Source organism: Streptomyces sp. NPDC092296, from assembly GCF_044755465.1.
In the GTDB taxonomy this organism is placed as follows: domain Bacteria; phylum Actinomycetota; class Actinomycetes; order Streptomycetales; family Streptomycetaceae; genus Peterkaempfera.
In genome coordinates this window covers 494,419-520,706 of record NZ_JBIVRB010000003.1, presented here as the reverse complement: position 1 = coordinate 520,706, position 26,288 = coordinate 494,419, and the positions used below count along the sequence as shown (strand labels likewise).

24 protein-coding genes are annotated in these 26,288 nt (G+C 73.5%); 13 read left to right on the top strand and 11 right to left on the bottom strand.

The genetic code is table 11. The annotated features are described in order from the left end of the window. Position 1 precedes the first annotated feature (1 nt). The 6 genes from ACIQGZ_RS12710 to ACIQGZ_RS12685 all read left to right on the top strand — a co-directional run bounded on the left by ACIQGZ_RS12710 (position 2) and on the right by ACIQGZ_RS12685 (position 4,222). A complete protein-coding gene (locus ACIQGZ_RS12710; RefSeq protein WP_402601338.1) occupies positions 2 to 202 on the top strand; it encodes a hypothetical protein in 201 nt (66 codons plus the stop codon). A 157-nt stretch (positions 203 to 359) separates the two neighbouring features. After that, positions 360 to 557: a hypothetical protein gene (locus ACIQGZ_RS12705; protein ID WP_402601336.1), complete on the top strand. Its 198-nt coding sequence runs from the start codon at positions 360 to 362 to the stop codon at positions 555 to 557. A 243-nt stretch (positions 558 to 800) separates the two neighbouring features. Beyond that, entirely contained in the window at positions 801 to 1,736 is a 936-nt protein-coding gene (locus ACIQGZ_RS12700; protein ID WP_402601334.1) for a hypothetical protein, read from the top strand. Beyond that, complete coding sequence (locus tag ACIQGZ_RS12695) at positions 1,733 to 2,305, top strand: AAA family ATPase (RefSeq protein WP_402601333.1); 573 nt, start codon at positions 1,733 to 1,735, stop codon at positions 2,303 to 2,305. Before ACIQGZ_RS12700 ends, ACIQGZ_RS12695 begins: the two co-directional genes overlap by 4 nt. 16 nt (positions 2,306 to 2,321) lie before the next feature. Further along, a complete protein-coding gene (locus tag ACIQGZ_RS12690) occupies positions 2,322 to 3,773 on the top strand; it encodes an ASCH domain-containing protein (protein ID WP_402601332.1) in 1,452 nt (483 codons plus the stop codon). Positions 3,774 to 3,778: 5 nt separating this feature from the next. Continuing rightward, a complete protein-coding gene (locus tag ACIQGZ_RS12685) occupies positions 3,779 to 4,222 on the top strand; it encodes a low molecular weight protein-tyrosine-phosphatase (protein ID WP_402601330.1) in 444 nt (147 codons plus the stop codon). Between the two features lie 106 nt (positions 4,223 to 4,328). On the opposite strand, the gene ACIQGZ_RS12680 is transcribed toward ACIQGZ_RS12685, so the two are convergent. Continuing rightward, a complete protein-coding gene (locus ACIQGZ_RS12680) occupies positions 4,329 to 4,559 on the bottom strand; it encodes a Tn3 family transposase (protein ID WP_402601329.1) in 231 nt (76 codons plus the stop codon). Between the two features lie 436 nt (positions 4,560 to 4,995). On the opposite strand from ACIQGZ_RS12680, the gene ACIQGZ_RS12675 reads away from it, so the two are divergent. Further along, positions 4,996 to 7,035 carry a S9 family peptidase gene (locus ACIQGZ_RS12675; RefSeq protein WP_402601328.1) on the top strand — a complete coding sequence of 680 codons (2,040 nt, stop codon included), beginning with the start codon at positions 4,996 to 4,998 and terminating at the stop codon, positions 7,033 to 7,035. A 107-nt stretch (positions 7,036 to 7,142) separates the two neighbouring features. Here ACIQGZ_RS12675 and ACIQGZ_RS12670 read toward each other — a convergent pair whose 3' ends face one another. Further along, on the bottom strand, positions 7,143 to 7,505 hold the full coding sequence (locus tag ACIQGZ_RS12670) for a hypothetical protein (RefSeq protein ID WP_402601327.1): 363 nt from the start codon (positions 7,503 to 7,505) through the stop codon (positions 7,143 to 7,145). A 398-nt stretch (positions 7,506 to 7,903) separates the two neighbouring features. On the opposite strand from ACIQGZ_RS12670, the gene ACIQGZ_RS12665 reads away from it, so the two are divergent. After that, entirely contained in the window at positions 7,904 to 8,503 is a 600-nt protein-coding gene (locus tag ACIQGZ_RS12665) for a restriction endonuclease (RefSeq protein ID WP_402601326.1), read from the top strand. Between the two features lie 46 nt (positions 8,504 to 8,549). Here ACIQGZ_RS12665 and ACIQGZ_RS12660 read toward each other — a convergent pair whose 3' ends face one another. From ACIQGZ_RS12660 to ACIQGZ_RS12650, 3 genes are all read right to left on the bottom strand, one after another. Further along, complete coding sequence (locus ACIQGZ_RS12660) at positions 8,550 to 10,007, bottom strand: DUF2079 domain-containing protein (protein WP_402601325.1); 1,458 nt, start codon at positions 10,005 to 10,007, stop codon at positions 8,550 to 8,552. 181 nt (positions 10,008 to 10,188) lie between these two features. After that, positions 10,189 to 13,110 carry a DUF6493 family protein gene (locus ACIQGZ_RS12655; RefSeq protein WP_402601324.1) on the bottom strand — a complete coding sequence of 974 codons (2,922 nt, stop codon included), beginning with the start codon at positions 13,108 to 13,110 and terminating at the stop codon, positions 10,189 to 10,191. Beyond that, positions 13,107 to 14,534, bottom strand: a complete 1,428-nt coding sequence (locus ACIQGZ_RS12650) for an SWIM zinc finger family protein (RefSeq protein WP_402601323.1) — start codon at positions 14,532 to 14,534, stop codon at positions 13,107 to 13,109. The genes ACIQGZ_RS12655 and ACIQGZ_RS12650 overlap by 4 nt, the downstream gene beginning before the upstream one ends. Positions 14,535 to 14,824: 290 nt before the next feature. Between ACIQGZ_RS12650 and ACIQGZ_RS12645 the strand changes: the two genes are divergently transcribed. The 5 genes from ACIQGZ_RS12645 to ACIQGZ_RS12625 all read left to right on the top strand — a co-directional run bounded on the left by ACIQGZ_RS12645 (position 14,825) and on the right by ACIQGZ_RS12625 (position 20,553). Next, positions 14,825 to 16,354, top strand: coding sequence for a helix-turn-helix domain-containing protein (locus ACIQGZ_RS12645; RefSeq protein ID WP_402601322.1), 1,530 nt, complete (start codon positions 14,825 to 14,827; stop codon positions 16,352 to 16,354). Positions 16,355 to 16,522: 168 nt separating this feature from the next. Continuing rightward, positions 16,523 to 17,428 carry an acyl-CoA thioesterase gene (locus ACIQGZ_RS12640; protein WP_402601481.1) on the top strand — a complete coding sequence of 302 codons (906 nt, stop codon included), beginning with the start codon at positions 16,523 to 16,525 and terminating at the stop codon, positions 17,426 to 17,428. 108 nt (positions 17,429 to 17,536) lie between these two features. After that, complete coding sequence (locus tag ACIQGZ_RS12635) at positions 17,537 to 18,388, top strand: phospholipid scramblase-related protein (RefSeq protein WP_402601321.1); 852 nt, start codon at positions 17,537 to 17,539, stop codon at positions 18,386 to 18,388. Positions 18,389 to 18,514: 126 nt separating this feature from the next. Continuing rightward, positions 18,515 to 19,132 (top strand): TetR/AcrR family transcriptional regulator, encoded by a 618-nt coding sequence (locus ACIQGZ_RS12630; RefSeq protein WP_402601320.1) that lies wholly within the window; start codon positions 18,515 to 18,517, stop codon positions 19,130 to 19,132. Between the two features lie 14 nt (positions 19,133 to 19,146). Further along, positions 19,147 to 20,553, top strand: a complete 1,407-nt coding sequence (locus ACIQGZ_RS12625; protein WP_402601318.1) for a DUF4190 domain-containing protein — start codon at positions 19,147 to 19,149, stop codon at positions 20,551 to 20,553. A 114-nt stretch (positions 20,554 to 20,667) separates the two neighbouring features. Here the strand turns inward: ACIQGZ_RS12625 and ACIQGZ_RS12620 are convergent, their stop codons facing one another. The 6 genes from ACIQGZ_RS12620 to ACIQGZ_RS12595 all read right to left on the bottom strand — a co-directional run bounded on the left by ACIQGZ_RS12620 (position 20,668) and on the right by ACIQGZ_RS12595 (position 26,280). Further along, on the bottom strand, positions 20,668 to 21,159 hold the full coding sequence (locus ACIQGZ_RS12620; protein WP_402601316.1) for a hypothetical protein: 492 nt from the start codon (positions 21,157 to 21,159) through the stop codon (positions 20,668 to 20,670). A 48-nt stretch (positions 21,160 to 21,207) separates the two neighbouring features. Next, positions 21,208 to 22,209: a helix-turn-helix domain-containing protein gene (locus ACIQGZ_RS12615; protein ID WP_402601315.1), complete on the bottom strand. Its 1,002-nt coding sequence runs from the start codon at positions 22,207 to 22,209 to the stop codon at positions 21,208 to 21,210. A gap of 52 nt (positions 22,210 to 22,261) precedes the next feature. Continuing rightward, positions 22,262 to 22,471: a hypothetical protein gene (locus ACIQGZ_RS12610; protein WP_402601314.1), complete on the bottom strand. Its 210-nt coding sequence runs from the start codon at positions 22,469 to 22,471 to the stop codon at positions 22,262 to 22,264. Positions 22,472 to 22,740: 269 nt separating this feature from the next. Then, positions 22,741 to 23,865: an ABC transporter substrate-binding protein gene (locus tag ACIQGZ_RS12605; RefSeq protein ID WP_402601313.1), complete on the bottom strand. Its 1,125-nt coding sequence runs from the start codon at positions 23,863 to 23,865 to the stop codon at positions 22,741 to 22,743. A 137-nt stretch (positions 23,866 to 24,002) separates the two neighbouring features. After that, positions 24,003 to 25,142 carry a glycerate kinase gene (locus tag ACIQGZ_RS12600; RefSeq protein WP_402601479.1) on the bottom strand — a complete coding sequence of 380 codons (1,140 nt, stop codon included), beginning with the start codon at positions 25,140 to 25,142 and terminating at the stop codon, positions 24,003 to 24,005. A 109-nt stretch (positions 25,143 to 25,251) separates the two neighbouring features. Further along, positions 25,252 to 26,280 carry a TIGR03842 family LLM class F420-dependent oxidoreductase gene (locus ACIQGZ_RS12595; protein WP_402601311.1) on the bottom strand — a complete coding sequence of 343 codons (1,029 nt, stop codon included), beginning with the start codon at positions 26,278 to 26,280 and terminating at the stop codon, positions 25,252 to 25,254. Between the last annotated feature and the right edge of the window lie 8 nt (positions 26,281 to 26,288).

Genomic DNA, 26,288 nt, shown 5'->3' with positions numbered 1-26,288 from the left:
CATGGCGAAGACTCACCACACCGAGCAGCCGGCCCTCGTGGAGGGTGTCCCCGTCTCGCGGCTCCACGGCGAAGCGTGCATCACCTGCGGTGCTGCCGGGCCGCCGCTGGTACCGGCCGGGCACGTGTACACGGAGGGCCGCGACGGCGGCCGGCTCGGCTGGGCCGTCGTTGCCTGCCCCCGGCACCGGGAGGCGCGGTGAGGGCCGTCAGCTCTGCCCCGGCGCCGGGCCATTACAAGCGGTGCGGGAGGTGCGCCGGCTGCCGGGACGGCGGGCGCGGGGCCGTGGCCGCCTGCTACACCGCCTGGCTCGGCCGAGCCGTCTCCGCCGCCCTCGCCCACGTCCGGGGCGGTGGCCGGTGAGCGCCGACAGCCCGGTGGTGATGACCGTACGGGCCTGGCGGCGCACCGCCGAGGGCGGCATCGAGGAGTTGGCCGCAGCCGAGGTCCGCCGAGGCGAACCCGAACTGGCCGACCGCAACGCGCTACCCGTCCGCTACCCGGGGTCCAGCCAAGGTGAGCCCAAAAGCCGCCATGGGATGATCTTGAAGGGCTAAGTCTCGGTCTTCGGCCTACTCGGCGTTCTTGAAGGAGTTTTTGAAGGCTCTGGGGGTCTTTTCAATCTTGATCCGGCAATCTTCAGCACACGTTGGCTTCTTGAAGATCGTCAACGGTTCGAACTGAGCGTTCGTCAACCCCCGGCGCACGGCTGGGCATTTTCTGGGCATGGGACTGGGCAGGTTCTGGGCATCGGTGCTTCACTGGGTTCCTCACACCGAGGAACGGAGTGGTCACCGATCATGACGACGGTTGTGGAACAACGATCCGCACTCCTGGCGGCACGTGAAGTCGCCGGACTGACCGAGGAACTGAGAGTGGTGGCCCGCAAGGGGCTGCCCCTGGAAGTGGGCATCAAGGTGCCCCGGCTGACCGCGCTGGCGAGCGTCGCGGCCCGGGCCGGGGACGGCGCCGGCCCGGGCGCCCGGGCGGAGGCCCTGGACTGGGTGCTGCGGCGGGTGCTGGCCCGGCTGGAACCCGAGAGCCTGCGCGATGCGGCGAAGGCCCTGTTCGGCCTGCCGCCCGCGCCGGCCGGGGCGAACCTGACCGACCGCCGGGCTGCGGCGGCCCAGTTGGCGGGCAAGGAGGCGCACCACTTCCGCAAGCGCATCGAGCCGCAGATCCTCGCCGCTCTCGCGCACGCGCTGGAACGGGACGCCGCCGTGCAGGCCAAGCCCTGGGCGAGCCCGCCGCCCGTCCGCCCGGGCCAGCGGCGCCGGCTGCTGCCCAGCGACGTGTTCGCCTGGGAGGCCGTCGAGCACGAGGAGGCCCTGACCCGACTGTGGGCCGCGGTGTACGCGCTGCGGGCCGAACTCCTGGCCGTCGAGCGGCAGGTGTCCATGGGGGATGCCGGGGAGTCCACCGCCGCGGCGGACACCGCGCTGTGGCGCTACGGGCAGCTGCAGGCGGAGGCCCGCCGCTACCGCTCCGCGTACGGCGGCGCGCTGCTGCCCGACGGCGAGGCGGCCCCGCACGACCTGGTGGCGCTCGCCGGCTGGACACCGCGCCTCTCGCCGATCGAGACCGCCTTGCTGGCCGACGCCTCCACCGCCGGCACCACCCAGCTGTTCATGCTCTCCATCCACGCGGCCACCGGCGGCAGCGAACTGCTGACCACCTGGCGGACCGCGCTCACCAGCACCGAAGCGACCGAAGCGACCGAGGAGCCGACGCCATGAGCATCCCGCACGACAGCACCGCCACCGCCGGCCCGGCCCGCCGCCACGTCATCACCGGCGGCCCCAGCGCCGGCAAGGAGGCGGTCTTCGAGGCCATCACCGCAGTGGCCCTGCCCGCCACCGACGGCGAGCCCGCCCGGGAAATCTACCGGCGCCACCGCGAGCGCCTGGGCCGCCACCTGGAGGTCGGCGACCGCCGGGATTACTCCCGCGAGGTGCTGCGGGCGTTCGTGGACGAGTACAGCGCGCACAAGGCCGGGGTGCGGTTCTACAACCGCGGCATCCCCGACGGCTACGGCTGGGACGCCTTCTTCGGCCTCTCGCCGTACCCGGAGCTGGAGGAGGCCACCCGGATCTACCGGTACGACACCGTGTTCGTGCTGGACCCGCTGTCCACGTTCGAGGACGAGTCGGACGTGGTCTTCGCCAAGGACCGCGAGATCCGCCGCGTCCACGAGCTGATCGTCCAGGGCTACTACGACGCCGGGTACGAGCCGGTGTTCGTCCCCGCCGACGACGCCGAAGCCCGCCTGGACTTCATCCGCGCCAACCTCCGCCTGCCCATGTAGAAGGAGAACCACCGCGATGCCCGAGCAAGCCACAGCACCGACCCTGATCTCCCCGAACAGCGTCCTGGCGAACGCTCTGCTGCGGACCGTCGACATGATCCGTCCCCGGGTCAAGGCCATGCGCCCGGGCCGGATCGAGTTCGTCGTCGGCACGCAGATCAACGGCGCACCGCACCTCGGCACGAACCTCGTCCAGACCTCCGCGTTCCTCCTCGCCCAGCAGGCCCGCCGCACCTTCCGCGTGGACACGGCGGTGCGCTTCTCGGCGCTGGACAACGCCCCGTACGACATCACGCTCGACCCCGAGACCCACCACGCCTACCAGCAGACCTACTTCCACGCCCTGGGCAAGGACGGCGTCACCGACCTGGTGACCGGCTACTACCGGCCGTTCTTCGACTCGCTGTCGGACGCCACGGACGTGGACTACCTGACCGAGACCTACACCGACCAGCAGGCCACCCCCGGGTTCCGGGCGGAGTTCCTGCGCACCCTGGAGGTGCTGGACGACCTGCGGTGGTGGCTGAACCCGTCCACCGGGGTCGTCCACACCCGGCTGCCCTGCCCCGCGTGCGGGTGGGCGGAGAAGCGGGCCGAGCGCACCCGCCTGGTCCGCCTGGACGACGACGGCGCGGTGTTCACCGCGGTCTGCCACGACCACGGCGACTACGAGCTGTGCATCGACCCGGTCGACGGCGGCTACCTCGACCTGGCCACCCTGTACCGGAACGTGGTCAAGGAGCGTTCCTTCACGCGCGACACCGGCACGCTGCACGTGATGCTCAAGGGCGGCGACTGGGCGTTCGGCTGCCAGCTGGTCGACGGCGCGCTCGCCGCACTCGGTACCCCGGCCGGCGCGATGCCGGTGCGGATCTTCACCCCGCAGGTGCTCTCCGCCACCGGCGGCAAGCTCTCCAAGTCCCTGATACGCGCCGCCGGCACCGCCGGCGGCGGGCCCGGCGTCGAGCCGTGGATGCTCGCCACCACCGACTGGCCCGGCACCACCGACCAGTACGTCGACGCCCTCATGTGGCTGATCGGCGTGCTGCTGACTGACCCCAAGCACTTCTTCCGATCCTTCACCGCACGCGAGTTAGGACGACTCATGGCCGCTCGACCCGCCAACCTCGCCACCGCCAAGCGCGCCCGCGACATGCCGATCTACAAGCGGTACTACGACCTGATCGCCAACGGCACCAAGACGATCGAGGTCCGCGTCGCCTACACCTCCATGCTTCGCATCAAAGCCGGCGACCAGATCCGCTTCACCTGCCGCGACGAAGCCACCCTCACCCAGGTCAAGCGCGTGGCCCGCTACAACTCCTTCGACGAGATGTTCGACCACGAGTCGGCCGGCGCCATCAACCCGACCACCGGCCGCACCGAGCAGCTGCGGGCGATCCGCGAAATCTTCCCGCCCGAGAAGGAAGCCCTCGGCGTGCTCGCCATCGAGATCGAGAAGGTGTGAGCGCCGTGTCCGAAGCGGCCAGGCCCCGCCGCATCCTGACGGTCTGCAAGGGCGGCCACTGCCGTGCCCCGCTCGCCGCCGCCGTCCTGGCCCGCCAGGGCGGCCCGGCGGTCGAGACCCGGGCCGCCGCCATCCGCAACTGGCATATCGGCGAAGGCGCCCACCCGACCATGGCCCAGGTCGCGGCCCGGTGCGGCTACGACCTCAGCGGCCACCGCGGCATCCAGGTCAGCCCGGAGCTGCTGGAGTGGGCCGATGTCGTCCTCGCCATGGACGCCGCCGTCCTGGCCGCCCTGCGCGAACTCGCCGGCACCGCCAGCGCGGCGAAGCTGCGGCTGTACCTCGACGGCCAGGACGTCCCCGACCCGTGGAAGCAGCCCGAGGAGGCGTTCACCGCCTGCGTCACGGTCGTGGAGGTCGGCGCCGAGACGCACCTGACCAGCGCGTAGAACACCGAGCACGTCGAAGGGCGGCCCGACCGGCCAGGTCGGAGCCGCCCTTCGACGTGCTCGGCCCGTGCCTACCCGGCGTACGGCCGTCCCGGCTTCCTGCCGCTCACGCGGCTGCCGCCTTCTCGTCGTCGCCGAGCACGCTGAAGTCGACATCCAGGTGGGCGTCGTCGTCGGGGGTGATGCCGAGTTCATGGGTGCAGTACTCGCCGAACCGCTTAATCTGTTCGGTCACGTACGGAGACATCTGCGCGAGATCAAGCGGGTCGACCACACGTCCCTCGGCCTGCAGCCGACGCACGACGTCGGCGATGTCCAGGGTGTTGTGGAAGATCACCAGGTTGGCCGGCAGGACGGACTTCCAGCGGTCAGGACCCGGATCTCGGTGATCCGGCGCTCGGTGCGGGGCGGCTCGGTCGCGGAGGCCGCCCGATCGGTCTCGTGCGGCCGCCGCGTGATCGTCGGGAGTCCACGTAACCCTTGGTGATCGCGCGGTGGCCGTTCTCGGACCCGGCTGGGTCGGCTGTGCCCGGGCGGCACCGGTTTCCGCGTCAGGCGGTGAATCCTCGGCCGGCCGTAGTGCGATGGCGGCACCGATGCCCCGGCTTCCCCGGTCACCGGGGGCGGGGCGCTCGACTTCCCCAGCGCGGCCGGCACCGGGACGTCGGCGCCCCGGCGGTGGCCCGGCCGGCTGGGAGTTCCCGGCGGGGCGGTGATCAGCGATCAGCGTAAATCCTGGTGCCGTGGCCCGGCCGGACCGCAGGATGGTCAGTATGGAAACCACTCCCTTCCACGACCTGGGCGCGTTCATCGCGCTGCCGCGGATCTCCTCGCTGGCCCTGTCCCCCGACGGGACCCGTCTGGTGACCCGGGTTCAGGAACTGTCCGCCGACGGCACCCGCTACAACGGGTCGCTGTGGGAGATCGACCCCGCCGGGGAGCGCGCCGCCCGGCGGCTGACCCGGTCCGCGCGCGGCGAGGCGGCGCCCGGCTTCCTGCCCGACGGCACACTGCTCTTCCTCTCCGGCCGCCCGACCGACGACCCCGGCGAGGACGGGCAGGACGGGGAGGACGGGGAGAGCGCGCTCTGGGCGCTGCCCGCCGACGGCGGCGAGGCCGCGCGGCTGCTGACCCGGCCCGGTGGTGTGGACGGGTTCCAGACGGCGGCCGCCGCCGCGCGGATCGCGGTCACCGCCTCGCTGCTGCCCGGCGCCGCCGACGCCGAGCAGGACGCCGAGTTGCGCAAGGCCCGTAAGAAGGCCAAGGTCACGGCGATCCTGCATGACACGCCGCCGGTCCGCCTCTGGGACCGCGACCTGGGTCCTGGCGTGCCGCATGTGTTCACCGTGGCCGACCCGGCCGGGGAGCCGTCCACCGCCGTGGACTGCGGGGCGGGCGGCCCGGGTGGCTTCGACGGCTGCGCGCTCTCCCCGGACGGCTCGCTGGTCGCGTACGGGGTGCAGACCGGCGAACTGCCGGACGAGCTCCGCACCATGGTCGTGGTGGCGGACGCGGCCACCGGCAAGCGGCTGCGTACGGTCGAGTCACCGGACGCGGAGTTCTCCGCGCCCGCGTTCACCCCGGACGGCCGGGGTGTGGTCTGCCTCCGTGAGCGGCGGATCACCTGGGAGCAGCCCGGCGACAGGACCCTGTGGCTGGTGGACGCCACCGACGCCGGGGACGCCGGGCGCGATCTGCTGCCCGGCTTCGACCTGTGGCCGGGCGCGCCGGTGGTCTCCCCGGTGCCGGGTCCGGGCGGCGCCCCGGTGGTCTTCTTCGCCGCCGACGAGGAGGGCCGGGCGCCGGTGTTCCGGGTCGCGGCCGGCAGCGGCGAGGTGGTGCGGCTGACCGCGTCCGGCGCCTACTCCGACCTGGTCGTGGCGCCCGACGGCACTGCGCTGTACGCCCTGCGGTCCGCGATCGACGCCGCGCCGGCGCCGATACGGCTGGACGGCACCACCCCGGACCAGCAGCCCGTCCCGCTGCCCTGCCCCGGGGCGGTCGGTGAGCTGCCCGGCACCCTGACCGAGGTCCACGCCACCGCCGAGGACGGCACCGCGCTGCGCTCCTGGCTGGTGCTGCCCGACGGTGCCTCGGCGGACTCGCCCGCGCCGCTGCTGCTCTGGGCGCACGGCGGCCCGCAGAGCAGTTGGAACGCCTGGACCTGGCGGTGGAACCCATGGGTGGCCGCAGCCGCCGGGTACGCGGTGCTGCTGCCGGACCCGGCGCTGTCCACCGGCTACGGCCAGCGGATGCACCAACGCGGCTGGGGCGACTGGGGCGGCAGCCCGTACCGGGACGTGCTGGCGCTGACCGACGCCGCGCTGGACCGCGCCGACCTGGACGCCGAGCGCACCGCGATGATGGGCGGCTCCTTCGGCGGCTACCTGGCGAACTGGGCCGCCACCCGGACCGACCGGTTCAAGGCCATCGTCACCCACGCCGGCCTGTGGAACCTGCCGGCCTTCGGCGGGACCACCGACTTCCCGGCCTACTGGATGCGCCATCAGGGCGACCCGCTGGAGCGCACCGAGCGGCTGGACACGTACTCGCCGCACCTGCACGCCGCCCGGATCAGCACGCCGATGCTGGTGATCCACGGCGACAAGGACTACCGGGTGCCGATCGGGGAGGCGCTGTCGCTCTGGTACGACCTCAAGCGCTTCGATGTCCCGGCCCGCTTTTTGTATTTCGCAGATGAAGGCCATTGGATCATGAAGCCGGCCAACAGCCGGATCTGGTACGCCACGGTGCTGAGCTTCCTGGCGCACCATGTGCTCGGTGCGGACTGGCAGCGCCCCGACCTGGTCTGACGCCCACCCCACCCCGGCGGCCCGGTTCATACGAACCGGGCCGCCGGGCGTGCTGGTCCCGCAATCCGGGAATGCCCCCGCCGCGACGGCGGTGGGGGCAGGCCGGATCAGCAGGTGGACGAGCTGGAGATACGTATCCCGTCCAGCGTGCCCCCCGTGACGCTGAAGCTCTTGTTAGGCGCGATACACGTCGTACTGCCGCTCGTGAAGTGGATCGTCGCCGTGTCGTCGTTCCGGGTGTTGACGACGACCACGGGCGAGGAGGACGTTCCGGTCGGCCTGGACGGCAGGTCCTGGTAGCCGGTCGTCACCTCCTTGAACTGGCCCTTGATGGTGCCGTTGATCATGATGCAGACGTACGGGTACGGGCACGTGTCGGCAGCGCTCGCTGCCGTGGAGGTGCCCGTGACGAGCGCGCCGGTGGCGGCGAGCGTCAGTAATCCTGCCCCGAGTACCCTGGCTTTCCTCATGGCATTCCTTTCCGTGGATTACGGCTGTGCGAACATTAGATTACGTACACCGGACCATGCCGAAGGCATAATCCAGCCATCGTCAGATATTTCAGGGTGACTCCTCAGCCATCAGCCGACTGACCTGGCCAAACGCCGCCACGGCGGCCGGAATTCCTGAAAATTCACCCGCAAATAGAAGTGCCCACATCCTAGTAGGAGGGCCGGTTCCACAATTCCCCAAACGGAGGGGAAAGCGCCGAATAACCTCGGCCTTCCCGGGAAACCGGCGGGGCCACCGGTCCGGGTGGGCGGCCCGGCCCCCCGGCCACGGTAGGTAACGAGTCGACAGCTCTCCCGGCGGGTTCCTCCGCAGCGCGCGACAATGCCGTTGCCGCACACCGACCTTGGGGGGAACCATGGCCGCACGCCGCCGTCGCCATCACGGGCCCGACACGCTGGTTCTCGGGTTCCTCGCGCTGGTGGTCGTCCTTGCCGTTTTCAAGTTCCTCGCTGACCACCCGGTGCTGGTCGTCGTCGCGGTACTCGTCGCGGCGGCGGCGGTCGCCCTGGTGGTCCGGCGGAAGGTCCAGGCCCGGCGGCAGCACGGTCGGCTGCTGGCCGCGCGGGCGAGCATCGCCCACTATGTGACCATGACGCCGCGAGAGTTCGAGCACGCCCTCGCGTACCTGTGCCGGCGGGACGGCTGCACCGATGTCCGAGTCGTCGGCGGTGCCGGCGACCTCGGCGCGGACGTCATCGCGGTGACGCCGAGCGGTCAGCGGATGGTGATCCAGGCGAAGCGGTACGGGCCCGCCAACAAGGTGGGGTCACCGGAATTGCAGAAGGTCGGTGGCACGGCGCGGCAGATCCACGGGGCGCAGCTGGTCGCGGCGGTGACCACGTCGCGGTTCACGCGGCCGGCTGCGGACTACGCCCGGCAGGTGGGAATCGGCCTGTTCGACCATGATGCGCTGGCCCGTTGGGCATCGCGGACCGGGCCGGCGCCGTGGCACTGACACCCGGCACCGGCAGCGACTCCGCCCCCGGACACTGCCGTCAGGGCTACTGCACCAGCTGGATGACGGTGACCAGCTCCTGCTGGAAGATGGTCCGGTAGGTGGCCGTCGGGTGCCAGGCGGCGCCGTAGGCGGGGCCGTCGACGGGGTTGCCGTCGCCGGCTTCGATGACGATGTACTGCGGTGGGGTGCGGGTGCTGCCGCCGACCCAGTAGACGTGGCAGCGGGCGGCGAGGCGGGCCAGCGGCGCGCTGGCCGCCTCCACCGTCGCGCCGTCCGGGATCACCCGCAGTGCGCCTCGCAGCGCCGCCGCGTGCGGGCCGCCCCGGTAGGTCGCCGGGTCCACCAGGTCCGCGACGGGCAGTGGTGCAGCGACGGTGCAGGCGGCGGCTATCGCGACCATGGCGGTGACGCCGTTGCGGGCCGCCGCCCGCATCCACGGCCGCGCGGAGAGGTCGCAGCGGCTCAGGCCGTCGACGGCGGCGAGGAACAGCACCGGCATCAGGACGGCGGAGTAGTGCCACTCGCGGCCCCAGTACATGGCGTTGTCGGAGACGAACCGCCAGCCCAGGGTGGGTATCACCAGCACGATCAGCGGAGAGCGCAGCGCCAGGAAGGCCGTCATGCCCAGCAGCCAGCCGACGGTGGTCCAGACCGTGTGCCGGGTCACCAGCGAGAAGGCGTAGTCCTTCCAGTCGGGCGGGCTGCCGCGATGGCCCGGCAGCTTCGTCCAGTAGTCGAAGGCGCCGCCCGTGTTGAAGTGCGGAATCCACCACCACAGCGCACAGGCCGTCCAGGCCAGGCCGACCACGATCAGCAGCGGGCCGAAGCCCCATCTGCGCTTGATCAGTAGTACGACGCCGACCGCCGCCACCGTCAGGCCCAGGTCCTCCTTGACCAGCAGTACGGGCAGCGCCCACCAGACCGCGCTCTCCCAGCGGCGCAGCAGCAGCTGACGGGCGACCAGGGCCATGAACGGCACTGCGAAGCTGATCTCGTGGAACTCCACGTCCAGCGCCCGCTGGATGCCCCAGGAGAGGCCGTACGCGGCACCGACCAGCAGGCCCCGGGTGCGCCCGAGGAAGCGGGCGGCGGTCTCGGAGACGATGCCGACCGACCAGGAGAGCAGCCCGGCCTGGAGCACCAGCAGCATCGCGGGCGACGGCCACAGCCGCCACAGCGGTCCGGTGACGGCGAGGATCGGTGACCAGTGGTCACCGAGTATCTGGTAGCCGTCGCCCTTGATGTCGACCACGGGCGGGTGCCAGCCCGCCCAGCCCCGGGCGACCTGGACGAAGATGCCGAGGTCCCAGGAGGGGTCCGCGAAGCGCTGGTAGCGGGCGAGGGTGAGGATCGTGAACGGCACCATGATCGCGGCGGCGAGTGCCAGGTGCGGCCACCATGCCCAGGCGGTCCAGGAACTGCGCTCCGCCGCTTCGGCGTCCGTTCCGGGGCGGTCCCGGAGCGGCAGAGCGCTGTCACGCTTGGGCATGGCGGCAGCCATTTCGATTCCCCTCGGGGACGTCAATGCGGTCGCGGCACGTTACCTCGTTTGGGTGACTGTCAGCTACGGTCCGTCCCGTGGATCTTTTGTCGCGGCCATGCCTCGCTCGGCCTCACGGGCACGGTGAGCTGCGCTGACGCCCTGTCGGACGGCTGACGCTCTGTCGGAACGGTCGGCCGGGTCAGTGGCCGCCGAGGGCGTCGCGTAGCAGCCGGGCCTCCTTCGGCAGGCGGCCGGAGCCGGGGCGGGCGGCGGCGGCCGACACCTCCGGCACCACGCCACGGGCTCCGCTGCGGCGGACGCAGTCCCCGGCGACGGCCAGCAGGTCGGCGGTGCCGCGTATCGGCTCGCCGGTGAGCAGGCCGGGCAGCGCTGCGGCGAGCACCGACCAGACGGTCCCGTACGCGCCGGTGCGGGCCGCGTCGCGGACCGACTCGGCCAGCCGGTTGGGCTTCACCCCGCCGAGCCGGACCAGCTCGGCCAGCCACCCGCCCAGCAGTTCGCTCCGCAGGTCGCCGCGCGCCGCCAGCACCAGCAGCGCGTCCACCGCCGCCGCGCGGTCCTCCGCATGGCGGGCGCCCAGCCCGTAGGCCACGCCCAGGTGCAGCTGTTCACCGGCCGGGCCACCCGACTCGGCCAGCAGCGGCAGCAGGCCGGGGATGCCACGGTCGTCCTCGACCGCGACGGCGGCCAGGCGGCGCTGACAGCGGGCCGCCACCAGCTCGCGGTGGTGCGGCAGCATGGCCGCCCAGTGCGCGGGTGCGCTGGACCAGCCCCAGCCGCCGCGCTCGGTGCCCAGCGGGTCGACCCCGGCGAGCAGGGCGTCGAACGGCGCACCCAGCCGGACCGGCGTGCTGGTCTCCGCCAGCCCCAACTGGACGCGGCGGGCCGCGAGTCGGCGGACCTCGATCTCATAGGCAGAGAGCCGCTTGGCCGAACGGCCGGCGGAGTGGGCAGGGTCGGCGGGGTCGACGGGGTCGGCCGCCAGCGGCGGCAGCCGGACGGCGGCCGGGTCGGCGGCGCCGCCGGCCCGCAGCCAGGCGGCGAGCCGCTGCCCGGCGCGGGTGCCGAGGGCGTCGGCGGCGGCCACGGTCTCCGGCGCGGCGGTACGGCCCACCCGCAGCAGGGCCTGGGCGAGGTCGTGGTCACCGGGGGTGACACCCAGCCGCCCGTACTCACGGAGCCGCCGGACCAGCTCGGCCGGGTCGAGCCCGCCGGTGCTGTCGGTCGGGGTGGCCAGCAGAAACGGCGGCGGTGCGGTGACCACCTGCCAGGCGGCCTCCAGCAGCCGGGCGGCCAGCACCCGCCCGAAGACGGTGCGGTACGGACCGCCGAGCGGCGACTCCTTGCTGTTGCGGTCGGCGCGGATCTCGGCGGCGCTGGTCCGGCCCGTCACCACGTCCGCGACATAGCCGATGGTCCGCGGTGTGCACTCGTCCCACTGGTTCCAGGCCAGCCACTGCCGGTCCCGCAACACGGGCTCCAGCGCGTCGGCCAGCGCCCCCCGGTCCTGGTGGGCGTGGCGGACCAGGCCGTCCAGGGCACGTTCGAAGTCGGCCACCCCGGCCTCGGCGGCGAGGATCGCGCTGACCTCCTCGGCCACCTCGGCCGGGGTGCGCAGCGGCGCTGCCAGCGGCTGCGGCTCGGGCGCGGGCGGCAGCAGGTCGGCGGGCTCGTCGGCGGGGGCGGGGGCGGCGCCGAGCAGTTCGGCGGCGCGGGTGTGGTGCACCGGGGCGAGTGCCTCGGCGGCGGCGCGCAGCTCGGGCAGCACGCCGTCACCGGCCCGCTTCAGATGGCGGGCGACCAGGTTGAGGGCGCGCTCCTGCACGGCGGTGTCCTCGTGGCCGAAGACATCGGCGGCGGCGAGCACCGCGACGGCCGCCCGGTCCTGGTCGCGGCGGGCTGCCTGGTCGAGCCAGGAGAGCTGGGCCCGGACCAGCTTCTTCTCACTGCGGAAGAGGGCGGCCCGGGATGCCTCGGCCAACTGCTCGGCGCTGAGGCGGCCGGAGTCGTCCAGCTCGATCAGGACCTGCTGCGCGTGGCCGGCCACCGTGGAGTGAGCGTCGGGCAGCAGCCGGACGTAGGTCTGGGCACGGGCGGCCCGCTCCTCCGGCGTGGGGTCGAGGGCCGCCAGGATGCCGAGGAAGCCGCGCAGATCGGCGGGGCGGCCGCCGCGCAGCAGCCGGGAGAGGCAACTGTCGATGAGCTGCTCCCGGTCGAGCACCCCTTCGGCGGCGAGCAGCGCGAGGGCGCCGCTCCAGCCGTACGGCGCGTCGCCGGGCCGCCCGGCGGAGTCCAGCTCGATGCCGATGTCGGGGATCTCGAAGAGCCGGGGGACCAGCACCGGCAGATAGCTGTCGGCCCGCAGCCGGTCGAGGAGGGAACGGCCGCCGGGCAGCTGCGGGGTCCAGGGCGCCGGGCGGCCTTGGCGGCCGGGCTGCCAGGCCCGCTGGCGGACCCAGCGGATGACGAAGGCGTCATCGGTGGGGACGGGACTGTCGGTGAGCCGCAGCAGGTGTTCCACGAACGGATACTCACCCCAGCCCCAGGCGGCTTCGCGGCGGGCGGCGAGCCGCTGGGCGACGGTCGCCTGCCACTCGGGCTCGCGGGTGGCGAGGACCGCGAGCAGGGCGGGGGCGTCCGAGTCCGACCAGCCGTCCCGGATGCTGCCGGCGATCCACTGGGCGGCAGCGGCGGCCCCGGTGTTGCAGCCCGCCCCGGCGATCAGCAGGGCGGAGCGGCGGCCGCCGTCCCGGCTCCAGTCGGCGCGCAGCTCCCGGCGCTCCTCCTTGAGCAGCGGCAGGCAGGCACGGCGCTCGGTCGGCCCCAGCTTCGGAAGCACTGCGACCACTGCGGCCCTGCGGCCCGCCCGGACGGCGGCGATCAGACGCTCCTGCGGGGTCTCGGCAGCCTGCGGGGCAGCGCCCTGCTCCGCGTCCCCGTCCCGGCCGGCGAGGCGCGCGACGGCTCCGGCGACCACCGCCCGCACCCGGCCGAGGGCACCGCCGGAACCGCCGGCCGGCGGTTCGGCCGGGGGCTGGACGGTCGGCGGCAGGGGCGCCCGGGACGAGAGGGCCGGGGACTGGGTGAGCGGCGTGGTCATCGGACCCCTCCTCGGGCGGCGGCCGTGGTGGTGGCGGCCGTGGTGGTGGCGGCCGTAGCGGCGACGGCGGTGCGGCGCAGGATGCGGACGGCGAGGGCGTGCTTGCAGGGCCCGCGACCGCCCCGGTACTTGGCCCACCACAGGCAGGTGCAGCTGAGCCGACCGCCCTCGGAGCGGACCCGGTGTGTGTGGTCGTCGACGGTGACGGTGGCCAGCGTGCCGTCGTCCAGCCGGACCGCGCCGGCCGCCAGCAGGGCGCGGGCCCCGCGCAGCCGGGGGTTGTGGCGCTCGGCCCGCCCGGCGTCGTACGGCAGCTCGCGGTGGAAGTACCCGGCCTCGGCGGTGTCGTAGCCGATCCGCCCGGCCGTGCCGAGCAGGGTCAGCGCGGCCCGTACCCGCTCGGGGCTCAGCCCGGCCTGCGCGGCCAGGTCGGCCAGGTCGACCCTGGGCTCCCAGGCCAGCAGCACCGAGACCAGCTCGGCGTCCTCGGCCGCTTCGTCGGTGGCCAGCGCGTCCAGCACCGCGCCCTCGCCGGAGAAGCCGCGCGAGGCTTCCGGGGAGAGGGTGAGGGTGAGCCGCATGCCGGGCAGCTCCACCTCCCAGGCCGCGGCCGTCGGCGCGCTCCCGGCGGTGACCGGTGGCCCGTACACCCGCAGGGCCACGGCGTGCCGCAGCACCCGGTGCAGGGCGGCCAGCCGCTCCGGGCCGGGCAGGCAGACCGCGCCGGGCACCGGCCGGGTGGTGGGCCGCAAGGTGCGGCCCGACGGCACCACCCACTGGGCGGCACGCGCGGCGCCGCCACCGCCGCGCGGCAGCGAGCGCAGGAAGCGCACCGCCTCGGCGGCGCTCAGCTCGGCCCGCAGGTCGAAGGCGGCGGCGATGACCTGGGTCTCGGCGAAGCCGCGCAGCCAGCGGTCGGGCAGCGGCACCTTCTTCTCGACCACCGGCCCGTCGAAGGTGGTCACGGTCAGCTCGTCCGGTCCGACCTGGAGGTGCAGCGGGTCGGTGGAGCCGATCCGGGCCAGCGCCTCGCGCAGCGGGTTGTTGACGTCCACGTTGGTGGTGCCGTGGCCGATGTCGTCGCCGTCCAGGCCGTCGGCGAGCACGTCCAGCCGAGCGTAGACGCCGCAGCAGCCGGAGAAGGACTCGAAGCGCAGCCGGTCGCCGTTGCCGGTCACCACCGGGTCGAGCGAGGCCGCCAGCAGCCGCTGGTAGTACCGGGCGGCGGCCACGTCCGCCACCGCGAGCAGGGCGGCGGCGGCCGCCTCGGGCCTGGTCAGGAAGCCGCTGAAGAAGCTCGGATGGGCGGCTGCGCCCGCAGGCGTGGTGCCGCCGGAGGTCTCCAGGGCGAGGCTGCTGCCGGTGGCATCGCGGCGGACTGCGGACGGGCGGAGGTAGGCGTACGCCTGAACGGCTTGCGTCATGTCGATGACCGTAGGGGCCCCCACTGACAACGCCGCTGACGTGCGGTGGAGCGGCGCGGACCCCGCCCCTCCGAACGCGGTCCCGACGGTCAGGGGGCTCGCCCCGCTCGCACCGGGACCGCGTCGGCCGCGCTCGGGGGAACCGCGGCCGCAGAGGAGCCTTCCACCGATCGGCGGGCATATGCCGGTGAACCTGGGTATGCGCTCGGGTGAGGACACCGCTTTTCGCCATCTGTTCCGACCCGGACGCCGCCGAGTCGGTCATCTCAGATGTGAGATACGGTACCCCTGTGACAGATGACTACCTCGCGCGTATCGGCAGGCTCATCCGGGACGCCCGCAAGCACCGGGGCTGGACGCAGCTGCAACTTGCGGAGGCGCTGGCCACCAGCCAGAGCGCCGTCAACCGCATCGAGCGCGGCGGACAGAACATCAGCCTTGATATGATCGCCCGCATCGGCGAGGCCCTGGACAGCGAGATCGTCTCACTGGGTTACGCCGGTCCGATGCACCTGCGGGTGGTCGGCGGCCGACGCCTCTCGGGCAGTATCGACGTCAAGACCAGCAAGAACGCCTGCGTGGCCCTGCTCTGCGCCTCGCTCCTCAACTCCGGGCGCACCACCCTGCGCCGGGTTGCCCGAATCGAGGAGGTCTACCGCATCCTCGAGGTGCTGGCCAGCATCGGCGTGCGCACCCGCTGGATCAACGACGGCCGCGACCTGGAGATCGACCCGCCGGACCGGCTGCGGCTGGGCGAGATGGACGGCGAGGCGGCCCGCCGGACGCGCAGCGTCATCATGTTCCTCGGCCCGCTGATGCACCGCGCCGACCGGTTCCGCCTCCCGTACGCGGGCGGCTGCGACCTGGGCACCCGCACCGTGCAGCCGCACATGAGCGCGCTGCGCCACTTCGGCCTGGAGATCACCGCCACCGGCGGCGTCTACCACGCCGAGGTCGACCGCTCGGTGTCCCCGGACCGCCCCATCGTGCTGACCGAGCGCGGGGACACGGTCACCGAGAACGCCCTGCTGGCGGCCGCCCGCCACGACGGGGTGACGGTGATCCGCAACGCCAGCTCCAACTACATGGTGCAGGACCTCTGCTTCTTCCTGGAGCAGCTCGGCGTCCGGGTCGAGGGCATCGGCAGCACCACGCTGACCGTGCACGGCGTGCCGGAGATCGACCGCGACGTGGACTACTGGCCGTCCGAGGACCCGGTCGAGGCGATGAGCCTGCTGGCCGCCGCCGTGGTCACCTCCTCCGAGCTGACGATCCGCCGGGTGCCGATCGAGTTCCTGGAGATCGAGCTCGCGGTGCTGGAGGAGATGGGGCTGGACCACGAGCGGGGCAGCGAGTACATGGCCGACAACGGCCGTACCCGGCTGGTGGACCTGACGGTGCTCCCGTCCAAGCTGCGCTCCCCCATCGACAAGATCCACCCGATGCCGTTCCCCGGCCTGAACATCGACAACGTGCCGTTCTTCGCCGCCATCGCCGCGACCGCGCAGGGCTCCACGCTGATCCACGACTGGGTGTACGACAACCGGGCCATCTACCTCACCGAGCTGACCCGGCTCGGCGCGGCCGTCAAGCTGCTGGACCCGCACCGGGTGCTGGTCGAGGGCCCGACGCGGTGGCGCTCGGCGGAGATGATGTGCCCGCCCGCGCTGCGGCCGGCGGTGGTGGTGCTGCTGGCGATGATGGCGGCCGAGGGCACCTCGGTGCTGCGCAACGTCTATGTGATCAACCGTGGCTACGAGGAGCTGGCGGAGCGGCTGAACTCGATCGGCGCGCAGATCGAGATCTTCCGCGACATCTGACCGGCGCCCCGACCCGCCGCGCCGCCGGACTCCGGCGGCGCGGCGCTGTCGTCCCCGGGCCCGGCGCCTGACCGATAACAGGTTGCAGTCCGGACCGGCCGCCCGCCGGAGTTACCCGGGTCACACCGGGCGGACCACCGCGTCTGCCACTATGACGAGGTGAGAGACCTGACCGAGGAGCCGGCCGAGGCCGGCGCCGTCGGCGGCACCTTCCCGGAGCTGCTGCGGCTGGACGAGATAGACGAGAACCTGTTCCGGGGCCGCTGCCATGCCGGTGCGCCGCTGCGGGCCTTCGGCGGCCAGGTGGCCGCGCAGTCCCTCACCGCCGCCGGGCGGACGGTCGGCGCCACCCGGGCGGTGCACTCGCTGCACGGCTACTTCGTCCGGCCCGGCGACCCGGGGCGGCCCATCGTCTACCAGGTGGAGCGGGTGCGCGACGGCCGCTCGTACACCACTCGCCGGGTGAGCGCCGTACAGCGCGGGGAGGTCATCTTCGCCCTGTCGGCGTCCTTCAAGGAGCCGGAGAAGGCGGCCGAGCGCCAGTGCGCCATGCCGACCGTGCCCGCCCCCGAGGAGCTGCCCGACCCCTACCTCGCCTGGGCGGAGCACGACCCGGAGGGCTATGCGCAGTCGGCTGCGGTACGGACCCTCCAGATGCGCTTCGTACCGGACGGCTCCCCCGGGCTGCCCGCCGAGGCCCCGGGGATGCCGCAGCAGTTCGTCTGGCTGCGGGCCGCCGCACCGCTCCCGGCGGACGATCCGCTGCTGCACGTCTGCGCCCTGACGTACCTCTCCGACCTCACCCTCGCCTCCACCACCGCCATGCACCTCCAGCCGCCGCGCTTCCGGCGCACCGAGCCGCCCCGGCTGACCCTGGCCTCCCTGGACCACGCGATGTGGTTCCACCGGCCGTTCCGGGCCGACGAGTGGCTGCTGTTCGCCCAGCGGAGCCCGTCCTCCTCGGACGGGCGCGGGCTGGCCATCGGCGAGTTCTACGACCGCGAAGGGGCGCTGGTCGCCTCCGCCGTGCAGGAGGCGCTGATCCGCGAACGCCCCGGACGCACCGGGGGCTGAACCGGCGGCGCGGAGGCCGACGGCACGGGCACCCACCACCGGACAGTCACCGATCCGGCCGCCGGACATACGTTCCCAGCCACCGGAGGTTCGGGATACCCTCCAGGCGTGACGACGGCAACCACTCCCCCCGGCTGGTACCCAGACCCCCATGGCGCGGCAGGACTCCGCTGGTGGGACGGCTCCCAGTGGACCGACCACACCCACGCCGGGCCGGCCGGCGGCGGCGTCCCGCCGCAGAAGCCCCCGCAGGACGTCTCCTCGCCCTGGGAGGTGTCGGTCGACGGCGCCCACGACGCGGACCGCATCCGCCGCCAGGTGCAGCAGAAGGCGGGCGTGGGCCCGGTCGCCGGCGGCGGTGGCACGCTGTTCTCCGAGCCGGTCCTGGTGGTGAACCAGAAGACCAAGCTGATCGAGCTGGCCGCCGAGTACTCGGTCTTCGACCAGAACGGGACCCCGGTCGGCTCGGTGGCCGAAATCGGCCAGGGCCCGCTGCGCAAGGTCATCCGCTTCCTGACCAGCTGGGACCAGTACCTGAGCCACCGGCTGGAGGTGCGCGACACCCTCGGCCAGCCGGTGATGCTGCTCACCCGGCCCGCGAAGTTCATCAAGTCTCGGGTGATCGTCACCCGGCCCGACGGCGTGCAGCTGGGCGAGATCGTCCAGCAGAACGCGATCGGGAAGATCAACTTCGCGCTGATGGTGGGCGACCAGCAGATCGGCGCCATCAAGGCCGAGAACTGGCGCGCCTGGAACTTCGCCATCACCGACCACACCGGCACCGAGGTCGCCCGCATCACCAAGACCTTCGAGGGCCTGGCCCGGACGCTGTTCACCACCGCCGACAACTACGTGGTGCAGATCCACCGCCAGCTGCCCGAGCCGCTGCTGAGCATGGTCGTGGCCTCGGCGCTGACCGTGGACACCGCCCTCAAGCAGGACAGCCGCGGCCTGGGCTGAGGTCCGCACCGGGCGGCCCGCGACGGCCGGATTGCGCCACTCCGGGCCGCCCACCGGCACCTCCGACCAAAATGCCTGATCAGGCGGCATACTGCGGGGGCATCGTTCCCGCATATCATGAGCCCTGTGTCCAAGGTTGACCTGTCGCCGCGGCCGGTCGAGGCGATGTCCCCCCGCCAGCTGGAACGACGTCGGAACCTCATCGCGGCCGCCCTCTCACTGGTGAACGAGATCGGCGTCGAGAGACTGCAGATGAAACAGGTCAGCGAGCGCTCCGGAGTGGCTCTGGGGACGGCGTACCGCTACTTCTCCTCCAAGGACCACCTGCTCGCCGCCGCCATCACCGACTGGCACCGGCTGCTGCTCGCTGACATCGTGGCCGAACTGCGCGGACCGCGCGCGCCGGCGGCCGTCGCCGACCGGGTGGTCCGCTTCGTGAACCACGGGATGCGGGCGTACCAGCGGCAACCGCAGCTCGCCCATCTGCTGGTCTCGGTCTCCGCCTCCACCGACCCGTTCGCCAGCGAGGCCCTGCACAGCATGGCGCGCGCCGACCGGGAGGCGCTGCTGGCGGTGATGCCGGATGTGCCGCCCTCGGTGCAGGACGTGGTGCCGCACATCGTGGGCAACGTCTGGCAGGGCGAACTCACCGCCTGGGTCACCGGGCGGACCACCCTGCGGGACGCCCGGCGCCGCCTGGAGGACGTGGTCCGGCTGGTGCTGACTCCGTACCACGCTGCCTGAGCCCACTGCCCACGATGCTGCTCCGCGCCGTGACGGCGGACGACCGCAGCCACCCGGGCCTCGCCGCCGTCGGCTCCCCGTCGGGCGTCGTCGTCCTGGCGCACACCAGCCCGTCCACCAGCAACGGGAACTCCGCAGCACCCTTCCGGAGTTCGAGTTGCCGAGGTGGTTCGAACAGGCGGGCGCACTTGCGGTGGATCATCCGTCGTCGGGCCGATAGGTTTCCGGGCGGAAGCCGAACGCACCGTAGGGGAGCCATGTCTGCTGTCGCAGGTCGGAGTAGTGGGGGCGGTGAGGCGGTCCCCGTCTCGGCGGAGGCCTCGGGTGGGGCGACAGGGGAAGGCTCCGCGCCTGGGGCGGCGTCAGACCGGGAACATTCGGCGGCCTTCAAGTCCTTTCTCCGGGGGCCGGTCGACGACGACTCGTTCGACCCTCCTCGGTGGAGCCGACTGGCCATTGCCTCGCTGATACCCGGGGTCACGGGATTCCTGTGGCCGGCGGGTGTGCTGCTGGGCATCGTGGCTCTGGTGCGGATCAGGCGGACGGGGCGGAAGGGCCGCTGGCTCGCTGTCGCGGGCCTGGTGATGTGCCTGGTCTGGGCCGTCGGCGGGACGTCGGTGCTCGGGCCCTTCGCCGGGAAGTCGGACAGTAAGGGCGCCGGGACCGTCGGGGTCTTCGACCTCAAGGCCGGTGACTGCATGGCTCGACTGCCGCAGCAGATCCGGACGGTCAGCGAGGTGGCGGTGGTGCCGTGCTCCCAGCCGCACCAGGGCGAGGTGTTCGCCTCCGCGGACCTGGGTGCTGCCTTCTTCGGCAACGAGTCGGACGTCACGGAGCGGGCCGACAAGGTCTGTACCTCGCTCATCGAGGGCTATGCGATGGACAGTTGGGCGATCCCGGACTCGGTGAGCCTCGGCTACTTCTACCCACGGGGTCATTCCCTGGCCAACGTCAAGCACCGGAACGCGACCTGCTTCTTCCGCGACGGGGGCGCCGGTTGGACGGGCACCCTGCGCCGGGACGCGACCAATCTGACGGCCGCCCAGCTGCGCTATCTGAAAGCGGCGAAGCCGGCCGACGACGCGTGGGACGCCCAGCCCGAGCTGACCGCCGCTGAGAACCCCGCCATCAACCGTGAGTGGGCAGGCACCCTGGCGAAGGGGATCGAGGCGGAGATCGAACTGCTGGACGAGCCCGGCTGGCCCGACGCCGCACGACCGGCGGTCACCGCACTGGTCTCCGAGCTCAGGTCCGCCGTCCCCCACCTGACGGCGGCCCGGCAGTCCAGGGACAACCGGACTCTTCAGCAGGAGCTTGCGCTCGCGGATGAGCACACGGGCCACCGGCAGGCGATGCAGGCACGGGCGGCGCTGGGCCTCGCCTCGGAGCAGGGGCGCCCGACGGCCACGGGCGGCGCCTGATCAGCCGCTTCGCGGCCGGGACCGGAACCGGTTCGGCAAGCACGGGCCAGGATTCGTCGCCACGTTCGGCCTGGCCGTACGGTCCGATCCGTCGGCCGGTCGGCAGCGGTCCGGTCAGGCGGCCGGGCCGGTGCCGACCCGGGCGCCGATGGTGGTGACCCGTGCCTTGCGCAGCGCCAGGTACAGCCGCCGGGGGTCGGTGAGCAGCCCGCTGCCGTCCGGTGGGATCAGCCAGTGCAGCGGCCCGTACGACTGGCGGGGCAGCGGCACCCGCAGCCGGCCGCCGGGGCCGAGGGCCGACACGCCGAGCGGCGCCGGGCCGAAGCCGGGCCAGCGCTCGGCGGAGCCCACCGGCACCAGCACGCTGACCAGGGCCTCCGGTACGCAGACCAGCGCCGGGCCGACCGCGCCGCCGTAGCGGAGGATGTCCAGCGCCTCCAGGCCCAGCATGATCCGGGTGTGCACCACGTCCCAGGCCAGGCCGACCGCCAGTTCGGCCGCGCCGTCCGGGCTGCCGTCCCACTGGGTGAGGGCCAGCCCCGGTACCGGTGCGGCGCGGAGCAGCCAGCCGACGCTGCTGCCGGCTCCCGATGTCCGTCCCGCCATGCTCGAAGGGTAGGACCGTTGCGCCGAGACGTCGTCAGCGATTGCTGACTATTGCGAATCCTCTGCCACGACTGCGACCGCCGCCGCCCCGCCGACCTCCGGCGCAGCCGCGTCGGGGCCGGTCACCATGTCGGGGCCGGTCACCATGTCGGGGCCGGCCGCCGCGTCGGGCCCGGCCGCCGCCGAGCGCGGCAACTGCTGCGGCAGGGCGGGCGGCCCGGACAGCTCGGCCAGCACCGAGGCCACCACCCGGCGGGCGGCGGTGCCGTAGACCGCCGAGCCCGCGTGGCGGTCGAAGACCTGCTCGTATAGCGCCACCTCGTGCCGATCGGTGAGGTTGAGTTCGGCGCTCCAGGTCTCCACCTGCACCAGCCGGTCGTCGAAGATCCAGAACGGGTGCAGCGGCATCAGCGGCACCGGCGCGCCGTCCGGGACCACGCCGAGCCGCAGATTGGCGAGCGAGCCGACCGCCAGCAGCCGGTCCAGCTGCCCCCGGTGCACCTCGGGCGGGCAGATCCGGGTGCGCAGCGCCGCCGCCGTCACCACGAAGTGGAACTCGCGCCCCGGCTCGTACAGCACCCGCTGACGCTCCATCCGGACCCGTACCGCCGCGCCCCCGTCGTCCGGGGTGCCGCGCAGGGCCCGCAGCCGGGCGAACATGTGCCGGGCATACTCGGCGGTCTGGAGCAGGCCGGGCACCATCCCCGGCTCGAAGGCGCGCAGCCGCTGGGTGCCGGAGTCCAGCTCGACCGCCACCCGCTGCCGGGGGGCGTGCCCGGCGCGCAGCGAGCGCCGCCAGGACACATAGTGGCTGTCCAGCGCCTGTAGCCGGGCGGCGAGGTCGGCCGCGACCGCCGGGTCACCGACCGCCGCCGCCCAGGCGGCGATGTCGGCCTCGGTCGGCGTCTGCCGGCCGTGTTCGATCCGGGACACCTTGGAGGCGGCCCAGCCGAGCCGCTCGGCCAGTTCCTTGCCGTTGAGCCCGGCGTCGCGGCGCAGCTGGTGCAGCCAGCCGCCGAGCGCTTCGCGCTCCCGTTGGAAGTCCGTCATGGCGACGCTCCTCACTGCCGGCCGACCGGTGTGCCGGCCCGGCACGCGGGCGCTACCCGCGCCCCGCCCCGCCGGGTGCGAACGCCAGCAGCTCCCGGGGGATCTCCACGGCGGTCTCCCCCGGCAGCAGGTCCTGAAGCTGGGCGACCGCACCCGGATCGGTGATCCGGTAGCCCTGGACCACCAGGGTGCCGCGGTCGGTGGCGTACAGGGTGGGGCAGTTGCCGTCGGCGGAGGTGGTCCCGAGGAAGGTGAGCTGCATGGATGGCGGTCCCTTGGCGGTGGCCCGTACAACAATTGCCGGCTGCCAACAATTGCTAGCACCGCTCCCGCGCGGTGTGCAACCGATCCTGACACGCCGTGAGGTACTGGAGAGCGCAGGCGGGGCGGACCGCGCGGGCGCAAAGCGCCACAGGCCGGGAGTGCGGCGGGCACGCACGCCCCGACCGCGCCCGACGCGCCCCCGGAGCCGCCGTCGCCCGGCCCCGCGCCGAAGGCCACGGGATCGGGGACGCGGATATCGCCCGGCTCTCAGCCGACGTGAAGGGTCCGCAAGCGATCGGGTTGCGCCGGATCTCGATCAGCGACCTGGATCGGCGGCCAATCCCACTGCCAGACGCTGATGCCCGGCGCACGGGAGAACCGGATCTGCCCCCGGGTGCCTTCGACTGCGACGCGCGGCCAGGATTCGGCGGTGCGCGCCCGGTCCGCGCGATGAGAGCCGCCGTGAGAACGCAGCACCTCCGCGAGCACGGCGACCGTGTCATAGCCCTCGAAGGCGACGAAGGAGGGCGCTTCGGCCAGCCGCTCGCGGAGGACCGCCTCGACTCGTGTACCGAGTGGGCTGAGGCGCTCGGGCAGGTAGCGCAGGAACGGGATCGCGGCGCTGTCGTCACCCAGCAACGTCGCCCATTCGGCGAACTCCGGTTGCCCGGCCGGAGCACCGATCGTGATCCCGGCGAGGCGCTGGTCGCGGCGGACGGACTTGACGATCGACACTGCCGGCTCCGGGTGGCCGACCAGCAGAAGGAGGGCCGTCGCGCGATTGCCGACGAGTTCATCGCATACGGCCGTGGGGCCGAGCGCGCGCACGCCGAGTTCGATGACGGTGCCGCCGTGTGGCGCGAGGCAGTCCCGCAGAATGCGGACCCCGGATGCCCAGTAGACACTCGGCTCGGCTGCCACGGCGATGCGACTGTGGCCCGCGCCGAGGAGGAAGTCCGCGAAGATCCGCCAGCCGTGGGACTGCGTCGGGGCGAGGCGCGCGACCCACTGCGTCGGCTGTTCGGTAAGCGCGTCGAGAACCGCTGACGAACAGAGAAACGGCAGCCCGAGGGCGTCGGCCCTGGCGGCAGCGGCGCGAGCGACGACGCTGTGGTACTCCCCCGCCAAGGCGGCCACGCCCAGGCGAGCCAGTTCATCCACGGCCGCCACGGCCCGCTGCGGATCAGCCGCGGTGTCTCGGACCACCAGCTCCAGTGGTCTTCCGACGATCCCGCCAGCGTCATTGACTTCACGGACGCCCAGGTCGAGCCCGGCCAGCAAGTGCCGGCCCGCCTCGACCCAGCCGGGCCGAGTCAGCGGAACGAGAGCGCCGATCCGGACGGACGACCCGTCAGTCCGCTCCGCTCCAGCCGGCGACGGTGACGTATTCATGCGTGAGCATCTCCCCTGTGACGATGTGGTTGCCTACCCGGATCGCAGCGTGGCAAGGCCCGGCAGTACGCGTCCGTCTCAGCCGCACTCTCCGTACCGCGACCCACTCACACCGCACCCGTACGCGCCGGCCGGGCTCAGTGTGCGGGCAGGTCGCGGGCCAGGCGGGCGCCGATCCGCTCCAGCAGCGGCCCGGCCTCGGTCAGGCAGCGGTCCGGGTCGGGTTGCAGCGCGGTCAGGGCGTACGCGCGCCGGAAGCCCGCCCGCTCCAGCTGCGCGGCGGTGAGCCCGAGCCGCCCGCAGACGGCGACCGCCGGTACGCCCCGGCGGGCGGCTGCGGCGGCCACCCCCAGCGGAGCCTTGCCGTGCAGGGTCTGGGCGTCCAGCGACCCCTCCCCGGTGACGACCAGGGTGGCCCGCCGCAGGGCCCGCTCGAAGCCGAGCACCTCAAGCAGCACCTCGATACCGGGCCGGCGGACCGCCCCGAGCACCGCCAGCGCGCCGTACCCCGCCCCGCCCGCCGCCCCCGCCCCGGGCCACTCGGCGGCCCCGGCGGTCCCGGCGCCCGGACCGGCGGCCCGGTCCAGCACGGCCGCCAGCCGGGCCAGCCCGGCGTCCAGTCGGGCCACCGCGTCCGGGTCGGCGCCCTTCTGCGGCCCGTACACGGCCGCCGCGCCCAGGGCACCCAGCAACGGATTGTCGACATCGGAGGCGAGGACCACCTGCACCCCGCCCAGCCGCCGGTCTAGACCGCCCAGCTCCACCCGGTCCAGCCGCCCCAGCGCTCCGCCGCCCGGCGGCAGCGGCGCTCCCGCGCCGTCCAGGAAGCGGGCGCCCAGCGCCGCGAGCATCCCGGTGCCGCCGTCCGTGGAGGCGCTGCCGCCGACGCCCAGCACGATCCGGCGCGCCCCGGCGTCCAGCGCCGCCCGGATCAGCTCGCCGGTGCCGTACGTCCCGGTGCGCAGCGGTGCCGGGCGCCCGCCGGGGAGCCGGCGCAGTCCGGACGCCTCGGCCAGCTCGACCACCGCCGTGTCGCCGTGCACCGCGAACCCGGCCGCCACCGGGTCGCCCAGCGGCCCGGCGACGGTCACCGCCCGGCGCTCGAACCCGGCCGCGACCGCCGCGTCTACCGTGCCGTCGCCGCCGTCCGCGACCGGCAGCGGGGTCATCGCGAGGCCCGGGTCGGCGCGCCTGAGGCCGGCGGCGAGGTGTGCGGCCACCTCGACGGCGGTGAGCGAGCCCTTGAACTTGTCGGGTGCGAGCAGGAGGTGCGGCATGGCGGCGGTCAACGGCGTCCTTCCCTCGGCGGCGGCCAGGCCCACCCTGCCAGGTCGCCGCGCCCCAGTGCACGGGGCCCAGCGCACGGGGCCCAGCGCACGGGCCCCGTCAGGCGGCGGCCGGGGCCAGGGCCGGGATCACCGAGGCGCCGTACGCGTCGATGGTCGCCTCCACCGCGTCGTGCATGGCGTAGACCGCGAACTGGTCCACCCCCAGCGCGCGCAGCCGCTCCAACCCGGCGAGCTGCGCGTCCGGCGGGCCGATCAGGCAGAAGCGGTCCACGATCTCGTCGGGCACGAAGGCCGTGTCGGGGTTCCCGGCCCGGCCGTGGTGGCGGTAGTCGTAGCCCTGCCGCCCGCTGATGTAGGCGGTCAGCGCCTCCGGCACCAGCCCGGAGTGCGCGCCGTACCGGGCGACCAGGTCCGCGACGTGGTTGCCGACCATGCCGCCGAACCAGCGGCACTGCTCGCGGGCGTGCGCGAGGGCGGCCGGCGAGTCGTCGGCGGTGACGTACGCGGGCGCGGCGACGCAGACCGTGACGTCCCCGGGGTCGCGGCCGGCCTCGGCGGCGGCGTCGCGCACTGCCCTGACCATCCATTCGGTGAGGTACGGGTCGGCCAGTTGCAGGATGAAGCCGTCCGCCTGCCGCCCGGCCAGGGCCAGCGCCCGGGGCCCGTACGCGCCCATCCAGACCGGCAGCGACGCGCCGGGCCGCACCCAGGGCAGCCGCATGGCGGTGCCGTCCACCTCCGCCTCGCGGCCCTCGGCCAGCTCCTTGATGGCCCGCATCGCCTGGCCGAGCCGGTCCAGGGTGGCGGGGCTGCGGCCGGCCACCCGCATCGCGGAGTCACCGCGCCCGATGCCGCAGACGGTGCGGTTGCCGTACATGTCGTTGAGGGTGGCGAAGGTGGCGGCGGTCACCTCCCAGGCGCGGGTGGCGGGGTTGGTGACCATCGGGCCGACGGTCAGCCGCTCGGTCTCGGCCAGCACCCGGCTGTGGATGACGAAGGGCTCCTGCCACAGCACGCAGGAGTCGAACGTCCACCCATGGGTGAAGCCCGCGCGCTCGGCGCGCTTCATCCGCTCGACCAGCAGCCGCGCGGGCGGGTCGGTCTGGAGCACGAGGCCGATGTCCACGGGTCCTC